The following is a 17,946-nucleotide window of genomic DNA, read 5'->3' on the forward strand; positions in this document are numbered from 1 at the left end:
ATCAGCATAAAAGATAACTGGAACCGTCATATTATGAGTAAACCAATTCAGATAGAACGCGGAATTAAATATCGTGACGCCGACAAAATGGCGCTGATCCCTGTCAAAAACGTTGTGACTGAACGAGAAGAAATTCTACGTAAACCTGACTGGATGAAAATTAGGCTTCCTGCTGACTCCACTCGTATTCAAGGCATTAAAGCAGCCATGCGCAAAAATGGGCTGCATTCTGTTTGTGAAGAAGCTTCATGCCCTAATCTCTCTGAGTGCTTTAACCATGGTACTGCGACCTTTATGATTTTAGGCGCTATCTGTACCCGCCGCTGCCCATTCTGTGATGTTGCTCATGGTCGTCCAAATGCACCGGATGCCAACGAGCCTGAAAAATTAGCGCAAACCATTAAAGATATGGCATTACGCTATGTCGTTATTACGTCAGTTGACCGAGATGATCTACGTGATGGCGGAGCACAGCACTTTGCTGATTGCATTAGCGCTATTCGTGAAAAAAGCCCATCGATTAAAATTGAAACACTAGTTCCTGATTTCCGTGGCCGTATGGATCGCGCATTAGAAATTTTAACCGCAACACCACCTGATGTGTTTAACCATAACCTTGAAAATGTACCACGTGTTTACCGTCAAGTTCGCCCTGGTGCTAATTATGAATGGTCTTTAAAATTGCTCGAAAAATTTAAAGAAGCCCATCCCGATATCCCAACTAAATCAGGGTTAATGGTTGGTCTTGGTGAAACCAATGAAGAAATTATCGAGGTTATGCGCGACTTACGTCGCCATGGCGTAACGATGCTTACACTAGGCCAATACTTACAACCAAGCCGTCATCACTTACCCGTCAAACGCTATGTCAGCCCTGCGGAGTTCGATGAGATGAAAGAAGAAGCCATGGCAATGGGCTTCACTCACGCAGCTTGCGGCCCATTCGTTCGCTCTTCTTACCATGCTGATTTACAAGCTAAAGGTGAGGAAGTTAAATAGCCTCCACTATTTTACGTATAAACAAAAAATGCCTGATTTTCATCAGGCATTTTTTATTGCAATAGATAAAAAAACTCGCCCTAGATAACTAGCGCGAGTTTTCAGCTGTTCGTTTTAATCTTAATTATAAAAATTACAGAGGAATAACGTTAGCAGCAGATGGGCCTTTAGCACCTTCAGTAATTTCAAATTCCACTTTTTGGCCTTCAGCTAAGGTTTTGAAACCATCGCCCATAATCGCAGAAAAGTGAACAAATACATCTTTGCTACCATCTTCTGGAGTGATAAAACCAAAACCTTTAGATTCGTTGAACCACTTAACGTTACCTTTAACTTTAGACATCAAATATTACCTTTAAAATAAAATAGACACACCATCTGTATCAAGCTCAGTACATCAGATTTCTCAGTTACTTGTCTACAACCTAGATCACGAAAATGGACTAAAAAGATAAAAAAATATTATTTATCGATAGAACAGGTTCTGATTTCGACAATAATTCTTATCAATAGCAATTATCACAACCAATAGTATTATCTATAGCTAATTATTTAGTTTTTACTTCTCATGTAAAAGTAGCCAGTCTTTGATATCTAAGCCCCCTGTATACCCCACTAATTTCCCATCATGTCCAAGTACACGATGACAAGGAACAATTAATGAGATTGGATTACGTGAGTTTGCCATGCCGACTGCGCGACAATAATTAGCTGAGCCTAACTTTAAAGCCAAATCTTTATAGCTCCAGCGTTCCCCATAAGGTATCCCACAAAGATGTTTCCAGACTTTTTTCTGAAATTCTGTACCTTGTGGATTTAATGCCACCGTAAAAACGGTTCTTTTGTGATTAAAATATTCCTTTAGTTCTTTCACACAAAGCTTCGAATGCTCATTCTTCGTTTCTTTTTCTGTTTTTTCATCAACAAAATAAAGGCTCGTTATTCCGTTGTCATCAGCCGTAATATGGACCCACGGTTTAGGAAATTTATCCGGTGTCGCTAAATATTGATGGTACATAGTATCTCCTCAAAAGGACTCAATTACCTGATTGTATATACAGTTATAGAGTAAATTATTTCCACTTTGCAATGATCTTTTTTCTTAGAGTGTCTATCTGAATCATCTAATACGATATTTTTTTATTTTCAATGTTAATAACCACCTAGCCAACAATTAGAATGATTATCATTCAATATTTCATATTCACTACATATTGTATGGTTGATAAATTTAAAATCCATATATAGTATTCATGTATCACATGCCTTATTTTTAATGCGAATAAACATTCAAAAGGTAAATAACATGACTGAGATTACCATTTATAGTAAACCTAACTGCGTTCAGTGTAATGCTACTTATCAAGCCTTAGATCGCAAATCTATTTCCTACCAAATTATTGACCTTACTGAAGATAACCAAGCCCTTGAACTCGTAAAAAAATTAGGTTATCAACAAGTCCCTGTTGTTATTGCAGGTGACAAACATTGGGCCGGTTTTCGACCTGACATGATTAGCCTATTAGCCGCTTAGGTGATGTCATGGAAACGGAATCACTCATCTATTTTTCAAGTCGCTCAGAAAATTGCCATCGCTTTATTGAAAAGCTCGGTATCCCTGCAACACGGTTACCTATTGGCAACCACGAAAGTAGCCTAATTGCGACAAGACCTTATGTTTTATTACTACCAACCTATGGTGGTGGCGGTACAAAAGGGGCTGTTCCAAAAGAAGTGATTCAATTTCTTAATATTGAAGCCAATCGCGCATTTATCCGTGGTGTTATTGCTGCGGGTAATACCAATTTTGGTGAGGCCTATGCAATAGCTGGAAATATCATCGCGCAAAAATGCCATATTCCCTACCTATATCGGTTTGAACTTCTTGGTACTGATAAAGATGTTCAATCCGTTCAACGAGGCCTAAAAACGTTTTGGCAACGTACAAACAACTAGAGTTATTCCAAATGGATAAAATGCAAAATATATCAGATGTGGATTATCATGCGCTCAATGCGATGTTGAATTTATATGATAACGAAGGCCGTATTCAATTTGATAAAGACAAAGAAGCGGCTCATCACTATTTTCGACAGCATGTGAACCAAAACACCGTATTTTTCCATGATTTAAAAGAAAAGTTAGACTTTTTAGTACAAGAAAACTATTACGAAAACAGTGTATTAGAACAATATAACTTTGAATTTATCAAAGCACTGTTTAAACAGGCATACGCACACAAATTTCGTTTTCAAACGTTTCTCGGTGCCTTTAAATATTATACTAGCTATACGCTGAAAACCTTTGATGGTGAACGCTACCTCGAACGCTATGAAGATCGCGTCTGTATGGTTGCTTTAACCCTTGCTCAAGGGGATGAATCCCTTGCTAAGTTGTATGTCGATGAAATTATTACAGGTCGTTTTCAACCTGCAACTCCCACCTTCCTTAACTGCGGTAAAAAACAACGTGGTGAGTTAATCTCTTGTTTTCTTTTAAGAATTGAAGACAACATGGAATCCATTGGTCGCTCAGTCAATTCTGCTTTGCAGTTATCCAAACGCGGGGGCGGTGTTGCCTTTTTAATGACCAATTTACGAGAGCAAGGTGCCCCAATAAAACTAATTGAAAATCAATCTTCTGGCGTTGTTCCTGTTATGAAAATGTTAGAAGATGCTTTTTCTTATGCCAACCAATTAGGCGCAAGGCAAGGTGCCGGTGCCGTTTATTTGCACGCTCACCACCCTGATATCATGCGTTTTCTTGATACGAAGCGTGAAAATGCAGATGAAAAAATACGGATTAAAACACTGTCTTTAGGGGTAGTTATTCCTGATATCACTTTCCAGCTAGCGAAAGATAACCAGGACATGTATTTGTTTTCACCATATGATGTTGAACGCACCTATGGTGTCCCTATGTCTGAAATCAGTGTGACAGACAAATACCATGAAATGGTCAATAACAAAGCGATAAAAAAATACAAAATTAATGCTCGGGAATTTTTCCAAACTTTAGCTGAAATCCAGTTTGAATCAGGATATCCGTATATTTTATTTGAAGATACCGCGAATCGAGCCAACCCTATCGCAGGGCGCATTAATATGAGCAATCTGTGCTCAGAAATACTGCAGGTTAATCGCCCTAGTGTTTATGAAGACGATTTAAGCTATCAACAAATTGGTAAAGATATTAGCTGTAATTTAGGCTCCATGAATATTGCTAAAACGATGGATTCACCGAATTTCGCTCAATCAATAGCGGCTGCCGTTAGAGCACTGAGTGCGGTTTCAGATATGAGTAACATTCGTTCTGTCCCTTCCATTGCCGAAGGTAACCGACAATCACATGCGATTGGGTTAGGGCAAATGAATTTACATGGCTACTTGGCAAGAGAACATATCTATTATGGTTCAGAAGAAGCGCTCGATTTCACCAATATCTATTTTTATGCCGTCACCTATTACGCATTAAAAACATCCAATCAATTAGCTATTGAAAGAAAAACTGCATTTGTTGGTTTTGAACATTCAACTTATGCGTCTGGTGATTATTTTGATAAATATATCAACAATATTTGGCTGCCAAAAACACAAGCCGTTCAGGAATTATTCCGACGTTCGGGTATCGAAATTCCAACTCGTGAAGACTGGCAAGCCTTAAAACAGTCTGTTATTACCTATGGAATTTATAACCAAAACTTGCAAGCGATACCTCCGACAGGGTCTATCTCTTATATCAATAATTCAACATCAAGCATTCACCCCATTGTTTCACGAATTGAAATTCGTAAAGAAGGTAAGATTGGTCGTGTCTACTACCCTGCGCCTTTCATGACGAATGAGAACTTGGAATATTACCAAGATGCTTACCAAATCGGGCCTGAAAAAATTATTGATACTTATGCCATGGCAACTCAGCACGTTGACCAAGGTTTATCTTTGACTCTATTTTTTAAAGATGATGCCACCACGCGAGATATTAACCGAGCGCAAATATATGCTTGGCGAAAAGGAATCAAGACATTGTATTACATCCGATTACGCCAAACTGCCCTCGAAGGAACTGAAGTCGAAGGCTGCGTATCTTGCACTTTGTAATAGGAAAATATTATGACCACCAGCACATCTAGCACACCAGTAAAAGCCATTAACTGGAACCGTATTCAGGATGATAAAGACTTAGAAGTATGGAACCGATTAACAAGTAATTTTTGGCTTCCCGAAAAAGTGCCATTATCTAATGATATTCCTTCTTGGAATACTTTAACTGCTGCAGAAAAACAGCTAACAATACGTGTATTTACTGGCCTTACCCTGCTAGATACGATTCAAAATACAGTGGGTGCGCCTTGCTTAATGCCAGATGCACAAACACCTCACGAAGAAGCCGTTTTATCGAACATTAGCTTTATGGAAGCAGTACATGCGCGCTCTTATAGCTCAATATTTTCAACTCTCTGTTCAACGATTGATGTTGATGATGCATACCGCTGGAGTGAAGAAAATATTGCATTACAGAATAAAGCTAAGATCATCCTATCTTACTATTGTGATTCACACCCTTTAAAGAAAAAGATCGCAAGTGTCTTTTTAGAATCATTTTTGTTTTATTCGGGTTTCTATTTACCAATGTATTGGTCAAGTAGAGGAAAGTTAACCAATACCGCAGATCTTATACGTTTAATTATTCGAGATGAAGCCATACACGGCTATTATATTGGCTATAAATTTCAAAAGTCATTATCCCAATATGATGAAAATACTCAGAAAGAAATTAAGGATTTTGCTTTTTCATTATTATTCGATTTATATGAAAATGAAGTGAAATATACACAAGAACTTTATGACACAGTAGGTTGGTCGGAAGATGTCAAAAAATTCCTTCATTACAATGCCAATAAAGCATTAATGAATTTAGGTTATGAAGCCTTATTTCCTGATACCGTCACCGATGTAAGTGCAGCGATATTATCGGCTTTATCTCCTGATGCAAATGAAAATCATGATTTCTTTTCGGGCTCCGGTTCATCTTATATTATTGGTAAAGCAGTCAGTACCGAAGATGATGACTGGAACTTCTAATTGAACTGTTAATTTAATTTATCAATAAGAATCACTCACAACCAAATCCATACCATGATGAATTATAATAATTTTATTTGTCATGGTATTTTTTCGCTCAAAAAACAGCCGAATTAATTCGTTTTTTATATGTATATCTGTTTAATTGCTCATTTTTAATGAGTTAATCTGGCAATTATTTTTAATTCAATCAATTATCACCTTATTTTACATAAATTTATTTAATGAATTTGATATTAATTTCTATTTTTTCATCTATCAACCAAGCATTTATTCCACATAAAAATCGAATAAAATCGGCAACTCGCATATTGATTAAATTAGTGTGAATTATTTTCAATTAAATTCAATCCCAACAGTAAGTTAACTTTAATATAGAAACTATAAAAGCTATCATCATATAACTTAACATCGTTTTTATTTACATTAATCGCATCATATTTCATCTCTATTATTTTTGATTAATTATACTTAACCTAGGGTTGTCAGCTGATTTTATTATGCTAGGGTTTATTGCTTGCAAATTTTACTAATAACTCAAATGGAGAAATTTGAATTTAATCCATAATTAACTAACCCATTAAACCGAATATAGGAATCTCTGCCCTAATAATTTTCAAAGGATAATCATAGATAGGAAACATAATGTTAACTATCACTATAGAATTCATCACTTTCAATATAGGTAATTTGTCTTCCTTGTTGATTGAAAATTGGGTAAATAATATATGGCAATAAAATTACAAGTTAAAAATTTATATAAAATATTTGGGGACAATCCTGATCAAGCATTTAAGCTATTAGAGTCAGGTATGAATAAAGATGATATCTTTGAAAAAACAGGCCTTACCGTAGGTGTTCAAGATGTTAATCTGACGATTGAAGAAGGCGAAATCTTTGTTGTCATGGGACTTTCTGGCTCAGGAAAATCGACCTTGGTGCGCCTCCTCAATCGCCTGATCGAACCGACCAGCGGGCAAGTCATGATAGATGGAGAGGATATTTCCAATATTTCAGACAAAGCACTGCGCGAAGTTAGGCGAACAAAAATTAGTATGGTGTTTCAATCCTTTGCGCTGATGCCACATATGAACGTGATCGATAACACTGCTTTTGGTATGGAACTTTCTGGCATTCCAAAAGAAGAACGCCATAAAAAAGCCATGAGTGCGCTTGAGCAAGTTAATCTTGAAAAATGGGCTAATTCATACCCAGATGAGCTCTCTGGTGGGATGCGTCAACGTATCGGGTTAGCCAGAGCGCTAGCTAATGACCCTGATATTCTGTTAATGGACGAAGCGTTCTCCGCTCTCGACCCACTCATTCGTACTGAAATGCAAGATGAATTGCTATCCTTACAAGGGGATAAACAACGCACGATTGTCTTTATTTCTCATGATCTTGATGAAGCTATGAGAATTGGCGACCGTATTGCCATTATGCAAGGAGGCGTTGTCGTTCAAGTCGGCACACCTGATGAAATTCTCAATAATCCAGCAAATGACTATGTTAAGACCTTCTTCCGCGGTGTAGATATCAGCCAAGTATTCAGTGCTAAGGACATTGCACGCAGACGGCCTAATGCACTATTGCATATCGCACCGGGTTTTGGCCCTCGTTCAGCGCTAAAAGTCCTCAACGATGAAGACCGCTATCACGGTTATTTAATTTCTCGAGGACATACCTTTGCCGGTGTGGTTTCTGTTGAATCCTTAGAAAAAGCACTCCATGAAAAAGCTGGTATTGAAGCTGCAATATTAACTGATATCGAGCCAATTCAAGGTGATACATCCTTAAATGAAGTTATTTCTACCGTGGCACAAGCCCCTTGTGCTGTTCCGGTTATTAACGAAAAAAACCGCTATTTGGGCGTAATTTCAAAAGGAATGCTGTTACAGGCGCTGGATAAGGAGACACCAAATGAGTAAGCAGAATCAAGAAGCAACGAATACCCAACAAGACCCGTGGGCGGATACTGAAGCCACGAATACGCCAACACAAGGTACTGAGAATATACCGGCGGATGACCCATGGGCAGCAACAAGCTCTAGCGAAACAAATACCGCTGGGGATGATCCTTGGGGAAATGCATCAGACACAACCACACCTGCTGACACCAGTTCAAGTGATTGGCTTGATGCCACTCCAACAGATAGCATCATCCCCGATCAGTTTAATATTATGGATCCCTTCCAGCACACACTGATCCCTCTTGATTCATGGGTTGCGCATGCTATCGATTGGGTAGTACTTAACTTTCGTCCTGTATTCCAAGGGATTCGTGCCCCCATTGATTTTATTCTAAGTGGGTTTGAACAATTTCTCACCTCACTACCGTCCCCTGTTGCCATTATCATTTTCGCATTACTCGCTTGGCAATTAGCAGGACGCGCGATGGGGGTGGCCACATTTGTTTCGATGATAGCCATCGGAGCAATTGGTGCTTGGTCAGAAGCCATGGTGACTCTGTCTCTGGTTCTCACTTCTTTGCTGTTTTGTATTGTCATAGGATTGCCTCTGGGTATTTGGCTGGCACGTAGTGATAGAGCCGCTAAAGTTATTCGTCCATTACTTGATGCGATGCAAACCACACCAGCATTCGTCTATTTAGTCCCGATTGTTATGTTATTTGGTATCGGTAATGTACCTGGTGTTGTCGTCACTATTATATTTGCTTTACCGCCCATCATTCGTTTGACCATTTTAGGGATCAAACAAGTTCCAGCTGATTTAATTGAAGCCGCTGAATCATTTGGTGCAAGCCCTCGCCAAATGTTGTTTAAAGTGCAATTACCATTAGCGATGCCAACCATTATGGCTGGGGTCAACCAAACCTTGATGTTAGCACTGTCAATGGTCGTTATCGCTTCAATGATTGCTGTTGGGGGCTTAGGCCAAATGGTCTTACGGGGTATTGGTCGACTTGATATGGGGCTCGCATCTGTCGGAGGGGTCGGTATTGTTATTCTAGCTATCATCTTAGACCGTTTTACCCAATCTTTAGGGCAAGATACTCGTGGCAAAACATCATGCCGCTGGTACCAAAAAGGGCCTATTGGGTTAGTTATGCGCCCATTTTGTAAAAAAAACCATTAATCAAAACATCCTCCATTCACCTGAGTGCCATTCATATGGCACCTAACTTGGCACTTAGCATGAAAGCCAAGCTCGCTGGAAAAAACAGAGGGAACAATATAATGAAACATAAAATCATTCTTGCATCTGCACTAACAGCCATGTTTGCCGTTCCATTTGCCGGTGCTAACGACCTGCCGGGTAAAGGAATCAAAATTAACCCAGTGCAAAGCACGATCAGTGAAGAAACATTCCAAACACTGATTGTGGCGAAAGCCCTTGAAGAACTTGGCTATGATGTTCAGCCTATCAAAGAAGTCGACTATAACGTAGCTTACGCATCCATTGCGAACGGCGATGCGACTTACCTAGCCACCAGCTGGGTTCCTTTACATAACGCACAATATGACGCTGCTGGCGGCGATAATGTATTCTATCGTCAAGGGAATTATGTTGTTAATGCGGCTCAAGGCTACCTCATCGACAAAAAAACGGCTGAAAAATACAATATTACCAATGTTGAACAACTCAAAGATCCTAAAATTGCCAAGCTCTTTGATTCAAATGGCAATGGTAAAGCGGATTTAACGGGATGCAACCCAGGTTGGGGCTGTGAAGCGGCCATCAATAACCATTTAAAAGCCTATGACCTAGAAAAAACGGTCGACCATAACCAAGGTAACTATGCGGCGATGATGGCTGACACCATTACCCGATATAAAGAAGGTAAGCCTATTTTATATTATACGTGGACGCCTTATTGGATAAGTGATGTCCTCAAGCCGGGTCGTGATGTAGTTTGGTTAGAAGTGCCATTCTCTTCAATGCCAAATGGTGAAAAAACAGACACCACATTACCTAACGGAAAAAATTATGGTTTCCCACCAAATACCATGCATATCGTCGCCAATAAAAAATGGGCTGCGGATAACCCAGCAGCAGCAAAATTATTTGAAGTGATGAAGCTACCTATTGCCGATATCAATGCACAGAACTTAAGAATGCATAATGGTGAAGCCTCACAATCGGATATTCAACGCCACACAAATGCGTGGATCAAAGCCCATCAATCCACTTTTGATGGTTGGGTAAAGGAAGCGCAAGCAGCCGCTAAGTAAAAATAAACAAACCGATTAATAACCTCAGCCACCCTAACCGGTGGCTTTTTTGCATCAATGACAAAAAGAAATAAACCAAGGTAATAAATTTTGTTTATAGTAGTCACCTAGCTAATAATAGGTAATCCTCATGAAACAGACCCAAACTGCAGAGCTGACAACGGGCCTCACTATTTTAATGGCCATTGCCACTGGCCTTGTCGTTGCCAGTAATTACTATGCTCAACCGCTTTTAGAGACCATTGCGGGGCAGTTTAATTTAACAACCAATATGGCTGGGTTTATTGTCACCGCCGCCCAACTCGGTTATGCCGCAGGTTTACTATTTTTAGTCCCTTTGGGCGACTTATTTGAGCGTAAACGCTTAATTTTAACCATGACCTTTCTTTCTGCATTAGGGTTATTAATTACAGCGCTTTCAAATAATATTTGGCAAATCCTTTTAGGTACCGCCCTTACAGGGCTATTTTCTGTTGTTGCACAAGTTCTGATCCCTCTCGCGGCATCTATTGCTAAGCCACATAAACGAGGCAAAGCGGTAGGAATGATTATGAGTGGTTTATTGCTAGGTATTTTACTTGCGAGAACTGTATCGGGTGCTGTTGCTATGGTCGGTGGCTGGCGTGCTATCTATTGGGTGGCCTTTGCGCTATTGATGCTATTAATGATTGTTCTAGCCATTAAACTTCCACGTTATCATCAAAAAACTAACTTAAACTACTTTCAGCTGATTTGCTCTATTGGCCGGCTATTTTTCGGCACTCCAGTGCTCGCGGTACGCGCTTCTCTCGGTGCACTATCATTTGCTAATTTTGGTTTACTTTGGACCGCAATGGCTTTCTTGTTAGCCAGCCCGCCATTCAATTATTCCGAAGGGACTATTGGTTTATTTGGCTTAGCCGGTGCTGCAGGTGCACTTATGGCTTCCCAAGCAGGGCATCTTGTCGATAAAGGAAAAGGAAAGCGCATTACGACTATTGGATTGGTATTATTGCTATTGTCCTGGATACCTATCGGCTTAGCTAAATATTCCCTCGTTGCATTTATCATTGGTGTATTAGTGTTAGACCTTGCAGTGCAAGCCGTCCATGTCACTAGTCAGAGTACGTTATATCGTATATTACCAGAAGCTCGTAACCGCCTAACCGCTGGCTATATGACCAGTTATTTTATTGGAGGCGCTCTAGGGTCTCTCCTTTCAGGTTATGCCTATGAACATGCGGGTTGGGAGGGTGTTGCGGTTGCAGGTGCAATCTTGACCACCATAAGTTTAATTATTTGGTCTATAGGGATTCGCTTTGATCCCGTCATCACCACAACTGATGACTAAATATGACTCATACCGATATCAATACGTTTTTAGATAAAAATTAACGAGCCCACACATCAATATATAAAAAGTTATAATGCATTAAAAATATACGGTTCAATTTTATCCATCCAATACGTTGAATATTGAATAAATAAACAGCCCATCACAGAACTGATAGTTATCAACTGTAATAGTAAACAAAGTAAATATTAGTGAATGACACAGTTAAACAAATACAATGACTCGATAAAAAGGTAGTATTCCTGTTAATAAATTAAATTACTGTTTCATCAAATAATGTTTTAATTATACAAAAATAAGTAATTACACCTACACATTGAAAATATCTATCTAACTTGTAATTATTGGGTAACAAAAAAAATGGTATTGAGTTAATGTCATGTGATTATATATTGTTTTGTATGATTGGAATTAGCCTTTAATTTAGTATTAGGTTGGTTGTTTTATAGTCAAAATTAACGCACTCTGAGTTAAATAGTCGATAGGCTATGCTAAAACTGGCGAATTACATTCATAAAATTTATGAATCATGTATCATTATCAAAATAAAATCGGCGATATTAATTAAGTATAATTGCTAATTCTATCTTTTAATATACCATTTAGATGGTTGATGACAGTTGTAATCTTACCAACTGAAACTAATAAGGTATCCCAATAATGGAAAGTTCATTTACACCGACTGAAGAGCTACTCAATGCTCGTGTAGAACAACAAGATTCACATGAAAGTCCTATTCCGTATCAAGAAATTCTGCTAACACGCTTATGCATGCATGTTCATGGAAAATTACTTGAAACTCGGAATAATATGTTAAGGTCTCAAGGTATCAATGAAACACTGTTTATGGCACTCATGATCCTTGATACAAAAGACTCCCGCAGTATTCAGCCATCTGAACTCAGTGCTGCTCTTGGTTCCTCAAGAACCAATGCGACACGAATTGCAGATGAACTGGAAAAAAATGGTTGGATTGAACGCAAAGAAAGTCACAACGATAGACGTTGCCTTCATCTACACCTCACAGAAAAAGGGACTGAATTTTTAAATGGTCTATTGCCACCTCAACACAGCGCATTAATTGATATTTGGTCTGTTTTAGATACTGATGAAAAACAACAGCTTGACACGCTGATGCGTAAATTACTGACAAAACTAGATACTATAAAAGATTGACCACAGAAATTGTAAGGTTAATGTATTTGAGCCATTCTTTAGCTCAAAGCTGAAAAAATACTTTTCAGCCAATAATATTTCATTATCCTTTCAGCCTTATGCTTTACGATATCCCATCAAACAGCAAAATCATTTGTAGTCTCAGTTTCCAGTGGTTAATACCTAACTACTGGAAACAACCGTGATCCTTATCCATAGAAGTGGAGAAATACGAGTATGAGTTCCCCTGAGGAAATGCAACAAACGCAAACTCCCCAACGAAATAAAAAAAGACAACGCAAAAGTGCGCTGATCTTTTTGACTCTATTATTTATTATTATAGGCGTTGGCTGGGTGGTCTACTGGTATCTCGTTCTTCGCCACTATGAATCAACTGACAACGCTTATGTCGCGGGTAACCAAGTACAAATACAATCCCAAGTTTCTGGGAGCGTTATGACAGTCAATGTGGATAATACCGATTTCGTGACAAGTGGAACTGTTTTGGTTGAACTAGACCCACGTGATGCAGAATTAACACTCGATAAAGCAAAAACAGAATTAGCGAACAGTGTACGCCAGACTCGCCAGCACATGGTTAATAGCCGCCAGCTACAAGCCAATATTGACGTAAAACGGTCTGAATTAAACCGCTTACAGAATGATTTAAAACGTCGCGAAGTTTTAGGCAGTAGCCATGTCATCGGTAAAGAAGAACTACAACACGCGAGAGAAGCCGTTGTCAGTGCAAAAGCAGCATTAGACATGGCAATAGAACAATATAATGCTAATCAAGCCATTGTTTTGAATACCGCAATTGAAAAACAACCCGCAGTAGAACAGGCCGCGACACAAGTTAGAAACGCTTGGCTCACCCTACAACGGACGAAGATCGTCAGCCCTGTTGATGGCTATGTTTCACGTCGCAGTGTGCAAGTGGGTTCACAAATTACTCATTCAACACCATTAATGGCCATTGTCCCTTCCAATGGTATGTGGATTGATGCGAACTTTAAAGAAACACAACTTGCGGACATGCGTATCGGCCAACCTGCGAAAGTCACGACTGATTTTTACGGTAAAGATATCGTGTTTAACGGTACTGTCGTTGGGCTTGATATGGGAACCGGTAGCGCATTCTCTTTATTACCTGCACAAAATGCCAGTGGTAACTGGATCAAGGTAGTCCAACGCCTCCCCGTGCGTATTGCCTTAGATGAAACTCAGCTTGAAGAGCATCCACTACGTATCGGTTTATCCACCGAAGTTACGGTTGATACATTAGATAAAAACGGCAAAGTGCTTTCTAAAGGGATGCGCGCTACTCCTGCTTATCATACTGCTGCATTAGCTGTGGATATGTCTCCTGCAGACAAAATAGTTACTGAGATAATTAATAATAACCTAGAGAATCAATAGGTGGAGGTGCAATCGTGACGACAGCACCTTTAACGGGATCTAAACTCGCATGGATGACGATTGCCCTTTCATTGGCAACATTTATGCAAGTTCTTGATTCTACAATTGCTAACGTAGCTATTCCGACCATTGCTGGAAATTTAGGAGCTTCCAATTCACAAGGAACATGGGTAATAACCTCTTTCGGTGTTGCTAATGCAATTTCCATCCCTGTTACTGGTTGGTTAGCGCGTAGAATCGGTGAAGTCAGGCTATTTTTATGGTCCACTGGCTTGTTCGCTTTAACTTCATGGCTGTGCGGTATTTCTGGCAGCCTAGAGATGTTGATCTTATTTCGTGTTTTACAAGGTTTAGTCGCAGGGCCTCTCATTCCTTTGTCTCAAAGCCTACTGCTTAATAATTATCCTCCTGCCAAGCGCAACATGGCCCTCGCCCTTTGGTCAATGACTATCGTTATTGCACCTATTTGCGGACCGATTCTTGGTGGTTATATTAGTGATAATTACCATTGGGGCTGGATATTTTTTATCAATGTGCCATTTAGTATTGCAATCATTTTTGCAATCATGCGTACCTTAAAAGGCCGTGAAACTAAAATATCTATTCAGCGTATTGATACTATTGGTTTGGTACTATTGGTTGTCGGTATTGGTGCTTTACAAATCATGCTTGACCAAGGCAAAGAGCTGGATTGGTTTAACTCGACTGAAATTATCGTCCTAACCGTTATTGCCGTTGTCGCTATCGCCTTCTTAATTGTCTGGGAACTCACCGATGACCATCCCGTCATCGACTTATCCCTGTTTAAAGAACGCAATTTTACGATTGGCTGTTTATCCCTAAGTTTGGCTTACATGCTCTATTTCGGGACGATTGTACTACTGCCGCAATTGCTACAAGAGGTTTATGGCTATACTGCGACCTGGGCAGGGCTAGCCTCTGCTCCTGTAGGGTTATTACCGCTACTGATTACGCCAATTATAGGACGTTTTGGTAACCGAATTGATATGCGTTATTTAGTGACATTCAGCTTTATTATCTATGCAGTTTGTTACTATTGGCGTGCTTATACATTCGAACCTGGAATGAGTTTTGCCGAGGCCGCTTGGCCGCAATTTGTGCAAGGTTTAGCTATCGCTTGTTTCTTTATGCCTTTGACAACCATTACATTATCTGGCCTACCACCAGAAAAAATGGCCTCTGCATCCAGTTTATCTAACTTCACTCGTACCTTAGCTGGAGCCATCGGGACATCAATCACAACGACCATGTGGACCCAAAGAGAGTCAATGCATCATGAAAACCTCACTGAATTTGTTAACCCATACAACCCAAATGCCCAACAGATGTACAGCGAGCTGGCAAAAATTGGTATGAATGAGCAGCAAAGTTCGGCATACCTCGCTAAAACGATCACTGACCAAGGACTGATTATGTCAGCAAATGAGATATTTTGGCTCTCAGCTGGAATTTTCATCCTACTAATGGTCATTGTCTGGTTCGCTAAGCCACCATTTGGGGCAGGTTCGAAAGACGGCGGTGGTGCTCATTAATCAGCCTAACCCCATATAATTTTATGGGAGGCTATTGGCAAAATACTCTTACTGATTCAGTAAGTTGCCTTCATGACAGAAATAAAAAAGCCATACAACTGGGATATGCATCCTTTATGTATGGCTTTATTTTTCTTATAAAACGTAAGGATTATTTAACTTGGTTTTGTTGCCACCACTGGGCCAACATAATTCCCGTTGCAACAGAGACATTCAAGCTTTCCACTTTACCTGTTCCACCGATATACAAACTCATATCGCCTTGATCCCACGTACTATCACTTAAACCATCACTCTCTTGGCCTAAAACTAGTACCATTTTGGCGGGTAACTTCGCTTTTGCGAGATCTTGACTGCCTTTATGGCTGGAAGTCGTCACAATGGTGTAGCCTGCTTTACGGAATTTATCCAAAGTGTCAGTCAGCCCATCAGCATCAATCGCCTTAATATGCTCAGCCCCACCTTCTGCGGTACGAATTGCTGCACCTGACTCCAACATGCCAGCATCTTGTAAAATAACGCCTTTTACGCCAAAGTGGGCACAACTACGCATCATTCCACCTAGATTATGTGGATTCCCCACATCTTCAAGTGCCAATACGCAATCTTTTTCTGCGGCTTGTTGTAAATACGCATCCGCACTCATTCCACCACGTTTTTTGATGATAAAACAGACACCACCATGATGTTCGGTTCCTGATGCTTTCGATAACTCTTCGTCATCTACCACGTGGTAAGCCTTGCGATTTGCCGCCATCCATTTTAACGCGTCTCGAAAACGCGGCGTAACGGATTGTAAGAACCATGCACGAACAATCGCATCAGGGCGGTTTTTAAACATAGCTTGGCAGGCATTCTCACCATAGATACGAGTTTCTTCCTGGCGCTGCTTACGTAGTTGTTCAGGATCTATTTGACTCTTGCCAACAATTCCGCCGTGGTCATTCGCTAATTCTTCGCTATCTGGCTTTGAAACAGTGCGCCATGGCGAACGTTCACGAGATACCTCATTTCGGTTATCGGAGCGACGCCCTTCACGACTTCCTTCAGGGCGATTTGAGCGGCCACCACGATCTTGACGGGCCCCCTCTCGTCTATCGCCACCACGCTTGTCATTACCACGCCTATCGTCACGGCCACCGCCTCGGCGTTTGTCATTACCTTTATTATTGTCCTGCTCTTCACTGCGGACATACATCACTTTTACTTTGCCGTTTTTACCACTAAAATCATTCGAGTCGTTCATCACTATCCCCTACTAAGCTATGGCGCGAAGATTACATGATGTTGCATGGCTACGCTACCGATTCACACTATTATCTCATCTAAAAGTTATTGAATATACTTCTATCGCATAGAAATCGTTTTGCGTACAATATGTGCCTTCATTTTAGACCTAAAAAATATCACTCAACATGACTTCGAATGCCGTTTATCACTTGCGTCAACAGCGCCTCGCATTATCAACTAAACCATTTAAAGCGCGAGGCTGCCGAGTAAAACGTTGCCAATATTGCTTGTTACCTATCCCACAATGCCTGTGCCAAGATACCGTATCGTCACAAGCAAAAAGTCAATTCTGCTTGATTATGTTTGATGGTGAAGTATTTAAGCCAAGTAATACGGGAAAATTGATTGCGGATGTTTTGCCCAACACTTTGGCCTTTCAGTGGTCAAGGACAGAGCCTGATGCGCAGCTACTGGCAGCATTACAAGACACCACAAGGCAACCTTACCTCATTTTCCCAGAAAGCTACGCTCAAAATGAACGCGTCGTAGTCAACGAGCCTACTTTGTCGGATAAACCCGCTTTATTTATTTTACTCGATGGGACCTGGCCAGAAGCACGTAAAATGTTTCGGAAAAGCCCTTATCTTAATGATATTCCAATGCTTTCAATTAATACCAAAGCAAGGAGTGATTACTTACTACGTACACCATCAAGGGAAGAGCAACATTGTACCGCTGAAGTTGCAGCTACCGTTTTAGAATTAGCGGGAGATTTAAACGCTTCACAACAACTCTTTAGCCATTTCAATTTGTTCCGTCAAAAATACCTTGAAGGAAAGCCGCATCACCCTATCGCACAGATGCTACTCACTGAATCTCATCTCTAACTATTTATTGGTACTATTTTTCTCTTTCTTTTCGAGCCTAGTACCATTAAATGATAACTTTTAGATAATCGTGCTGATAAAACGTGAACGTGC

Annotated in this window: 16 protein-coding genes; 13 read left to right on the plus strand and 3 right to left on the minus strand. The window is 40.1% G+C overall.

Annotated features, from left to right (window positions below):
• Positions 1–33 precede the first annotated feature (33 nt).
• Positions 34–999, plus strand: coding sequence for a lipoyl synthase (lipA, locus tag ACU696_RS17985; RefSeq protein WP_004908904.1), 966 nt, complete (start codon positions 34–36; stop codon positions 997–999).
• A gap of 133 nt (positions 1,000–1,132) precedes the next feature.
• Here the strand turns inward: lipA and cspE are convergent, their stop codons facing one another.
• Both cspE and ACU696_RS17995 read right to left on the minus strand, forming a co-directional pair.
• A complete protein-coding gene (cspE, locus tag ACU696_RS17990; RefSeq protein WP_004257099.1) occupies positions 1,133–1,342 on the minus strand; it encodes a transcription antiterminator/RNA stability regulator CspE in 210 nt (69 codons plus the stop codon).
• Positions 1,343–1,558: 216 nt separating this feature from the next.
• Complete coding sequence (locus ACU696_RS17995; RefSeq protein WP_004908893.1) at positions 1,559–2,017, minus strand: methylated-DNA--[protein]-cysteine S-methyltransferase; 459 nt, start codon at positions 2,015–2,017, stop codon at positions 1,559–1,561.
• Positions 2,018–2,305: 288 nt separating this feature from the next.
• Here ACU696_RS17995 and nrdH point away from each other — a divergent pair, with 288 nt between their 5' ends.
• From nrdH to emrB, 11 genes are all read left to right on the plus strand, one after another.
• A complete protein-coding gene (nrdH, locus tag ACU696_RS18000) occupies positions 2,306–2,533 on the plus strand; it encodes a glutaredoxin-like protein NrdH (protein ID WP_109913212.1) in 228 nt (75 codons plus the stop codon).
• Between the two features lie 8 nt (positions 2,534–2,541).
• Positions 2,542–2,955, plus strand: a complete 414-nt coding sequence (gene nrdI, locus ACU696_RS18005) for a class Ib ribonucleoside-diphosphate reductase assembly flavoprotein NrdI (protein WP_209101135.1) — start codon at positions 2,542–2,544, stop codon at positions 2,953–2,955.
• 11 nt (positions 2,956–2,966) lie between these two features.
• Complete coding sequence (gene nrdE, locus ACU696_RS18010) at positions 2,967–5,099, plus strand: class 1b ribonucleoside-diphosphate reductase subunit alpha (protein WP_117162201.1); 2,133 nt, start codon at positions 2,967–2,969, stop codon at positions 5,097–5,099.
• Between the two features lie 12 nt (positions 5,100–5,111).
• Positions 5,112–6,083: a class 1b ribonucleoside-diphosphate reductase subunit beta gene (gene nrdF / locus ACU696_RS18015; RefSeq protein WP_004908884.1), complete on the plus strand. Its 972-nt coding sequence runs from the start codon at positions 5,112–5,114 to the stop codon at positions 6,081–6,083.
• Positions 6,084–6,811: 728 nt separating this feature from the next.
• Complete coding sequence (gene proV, locus ACU696_RS18020) at positions 6,812–8,011, plus strand: glycine betaine/L-proline ABC transporter ATP-binding protein ProV (protein WP_004908883.1); 1,200 nt, start codon at positions 6,812–6,814, stop codon at positions 8,009–8,011.
• On the plus strand, positions 8,004–9,179 hold the full coding sequence (proW, locus tag ACU696_RS18025; protein ID WP_109913279.1) for a glycine betaine/L-proline ABC transporter permease ProW: 1,176 nt from the start codon (positions 8,004–8,006) through the stop codon (positions 9,177–9,179). The genes proV and proW overlap by 8 nt, the downstream gene beginning before the upstream one ends.
• 101 nt (positions 9,180–9,280) lie before the next feature.
• Positions 9,281–10,276 (plus strand): glycine betaine/L-proline ABC transporter substrate-binding protein ProX, encoded by a 996-nt coding sequence (gene proX / locus ACU696_RS18030; RefSeq protein WP_109913278.1) that lies wholly within the window; start codon positions 9,281–9,283, stop codon positions 10,274–10,276.
• 130 nt (positions 10,277–10,406) lie between these two features.
• Positions 10,407–11,606, plus strand: a complete 1,200-nt coding sequence (locus ACU696_RS18035) for an MFS transporter (RefSeq protein ID WP_209101132.1) — start codon at positions 10,407–10,409, stop codon at positions 11,604–11,606.
• A gap of 663 nt (positions 11,607–12,269) precedes the next feature.
• Positions 12,270–12,785 carry a transcriptional repressor MprA gene (gene mprA / locus ACU696_RS18040; protein ID WP_109913276.1) on the plus strand — a complete coding sequence of 172 codons (516 nt, stop codon included), beginning with the start codon at positions 12,270–12,272 and terminating at the stop codon, positions 12,783–12,785.
• A gap of 216 nt (positions 12,786–13,001) precedes the next feature.
• Positions 13,002–14,183 carry a multidrug efflux MFS transporter periplasmic adaptor subunit EmrA gene (emrA, locus tag ACU696_RS18045; protein ID WP_447343207.1) on the plus strand — a complete coding sequence of 394 codons (1,182 nt, stop codon included), beginning with the start codon at positions 13,002–13,004 and terminating at the stop codon, positions 14,181–14,183.
• A 14-nt stretch (positions 14,184–14,197) separates the two neighbouring features.
• Positions 14,198–15,736 (plus strand): multidrug efflux MFS transporter permease subunit EmrB, encoded by a 1,539-nt coding sequence (gene emrB, locus ACU696_RS18050; protein WP_109913274.1) that lies wholly within the window; start codon positions 14,198–14,200, stop codon positions 15,734–15,736.
• 151 nt (positions 15,737–15,887) lie between these two features.
• Here the strand turns inward: emrB and ACU696_RS18055 are convergent, their stop codons facing one another.
• Positions 15,888–16,982: a tRNA/rRNA methyltransferase gene (locus ACU696_RS18055; protein ID WP_110731775.1), complete on the minus strand. Its 1,095-nt coding sequence runs from the start codon at positions 16,980–16,982 to the stop codon at positions 15,888–15,890.
• Between the two features lie 169 nt (positions 16,983–17,151).
• On the opposite strand from ACU696_RS18055, the gene ACU696_RS18060 reads away from it, so the two are divergent.
• Positions 17,152–17,853, plus strand: coding sequence for a tRNA-uridine aminocarboxypropyltransferase (locus ACU696_RS18060; RefSeq protein WP_109913272.1), 702 nt, complete (start codon positions 17,152–17,154; stop codon positions 17,851–17,853).
• The last annotated feature ends 93 nt before the right edge of the window (positions 17,854–17,946 follow it).

This window comes from Providencia sp. PROV_01 (genome assembly GCF_053098325.1).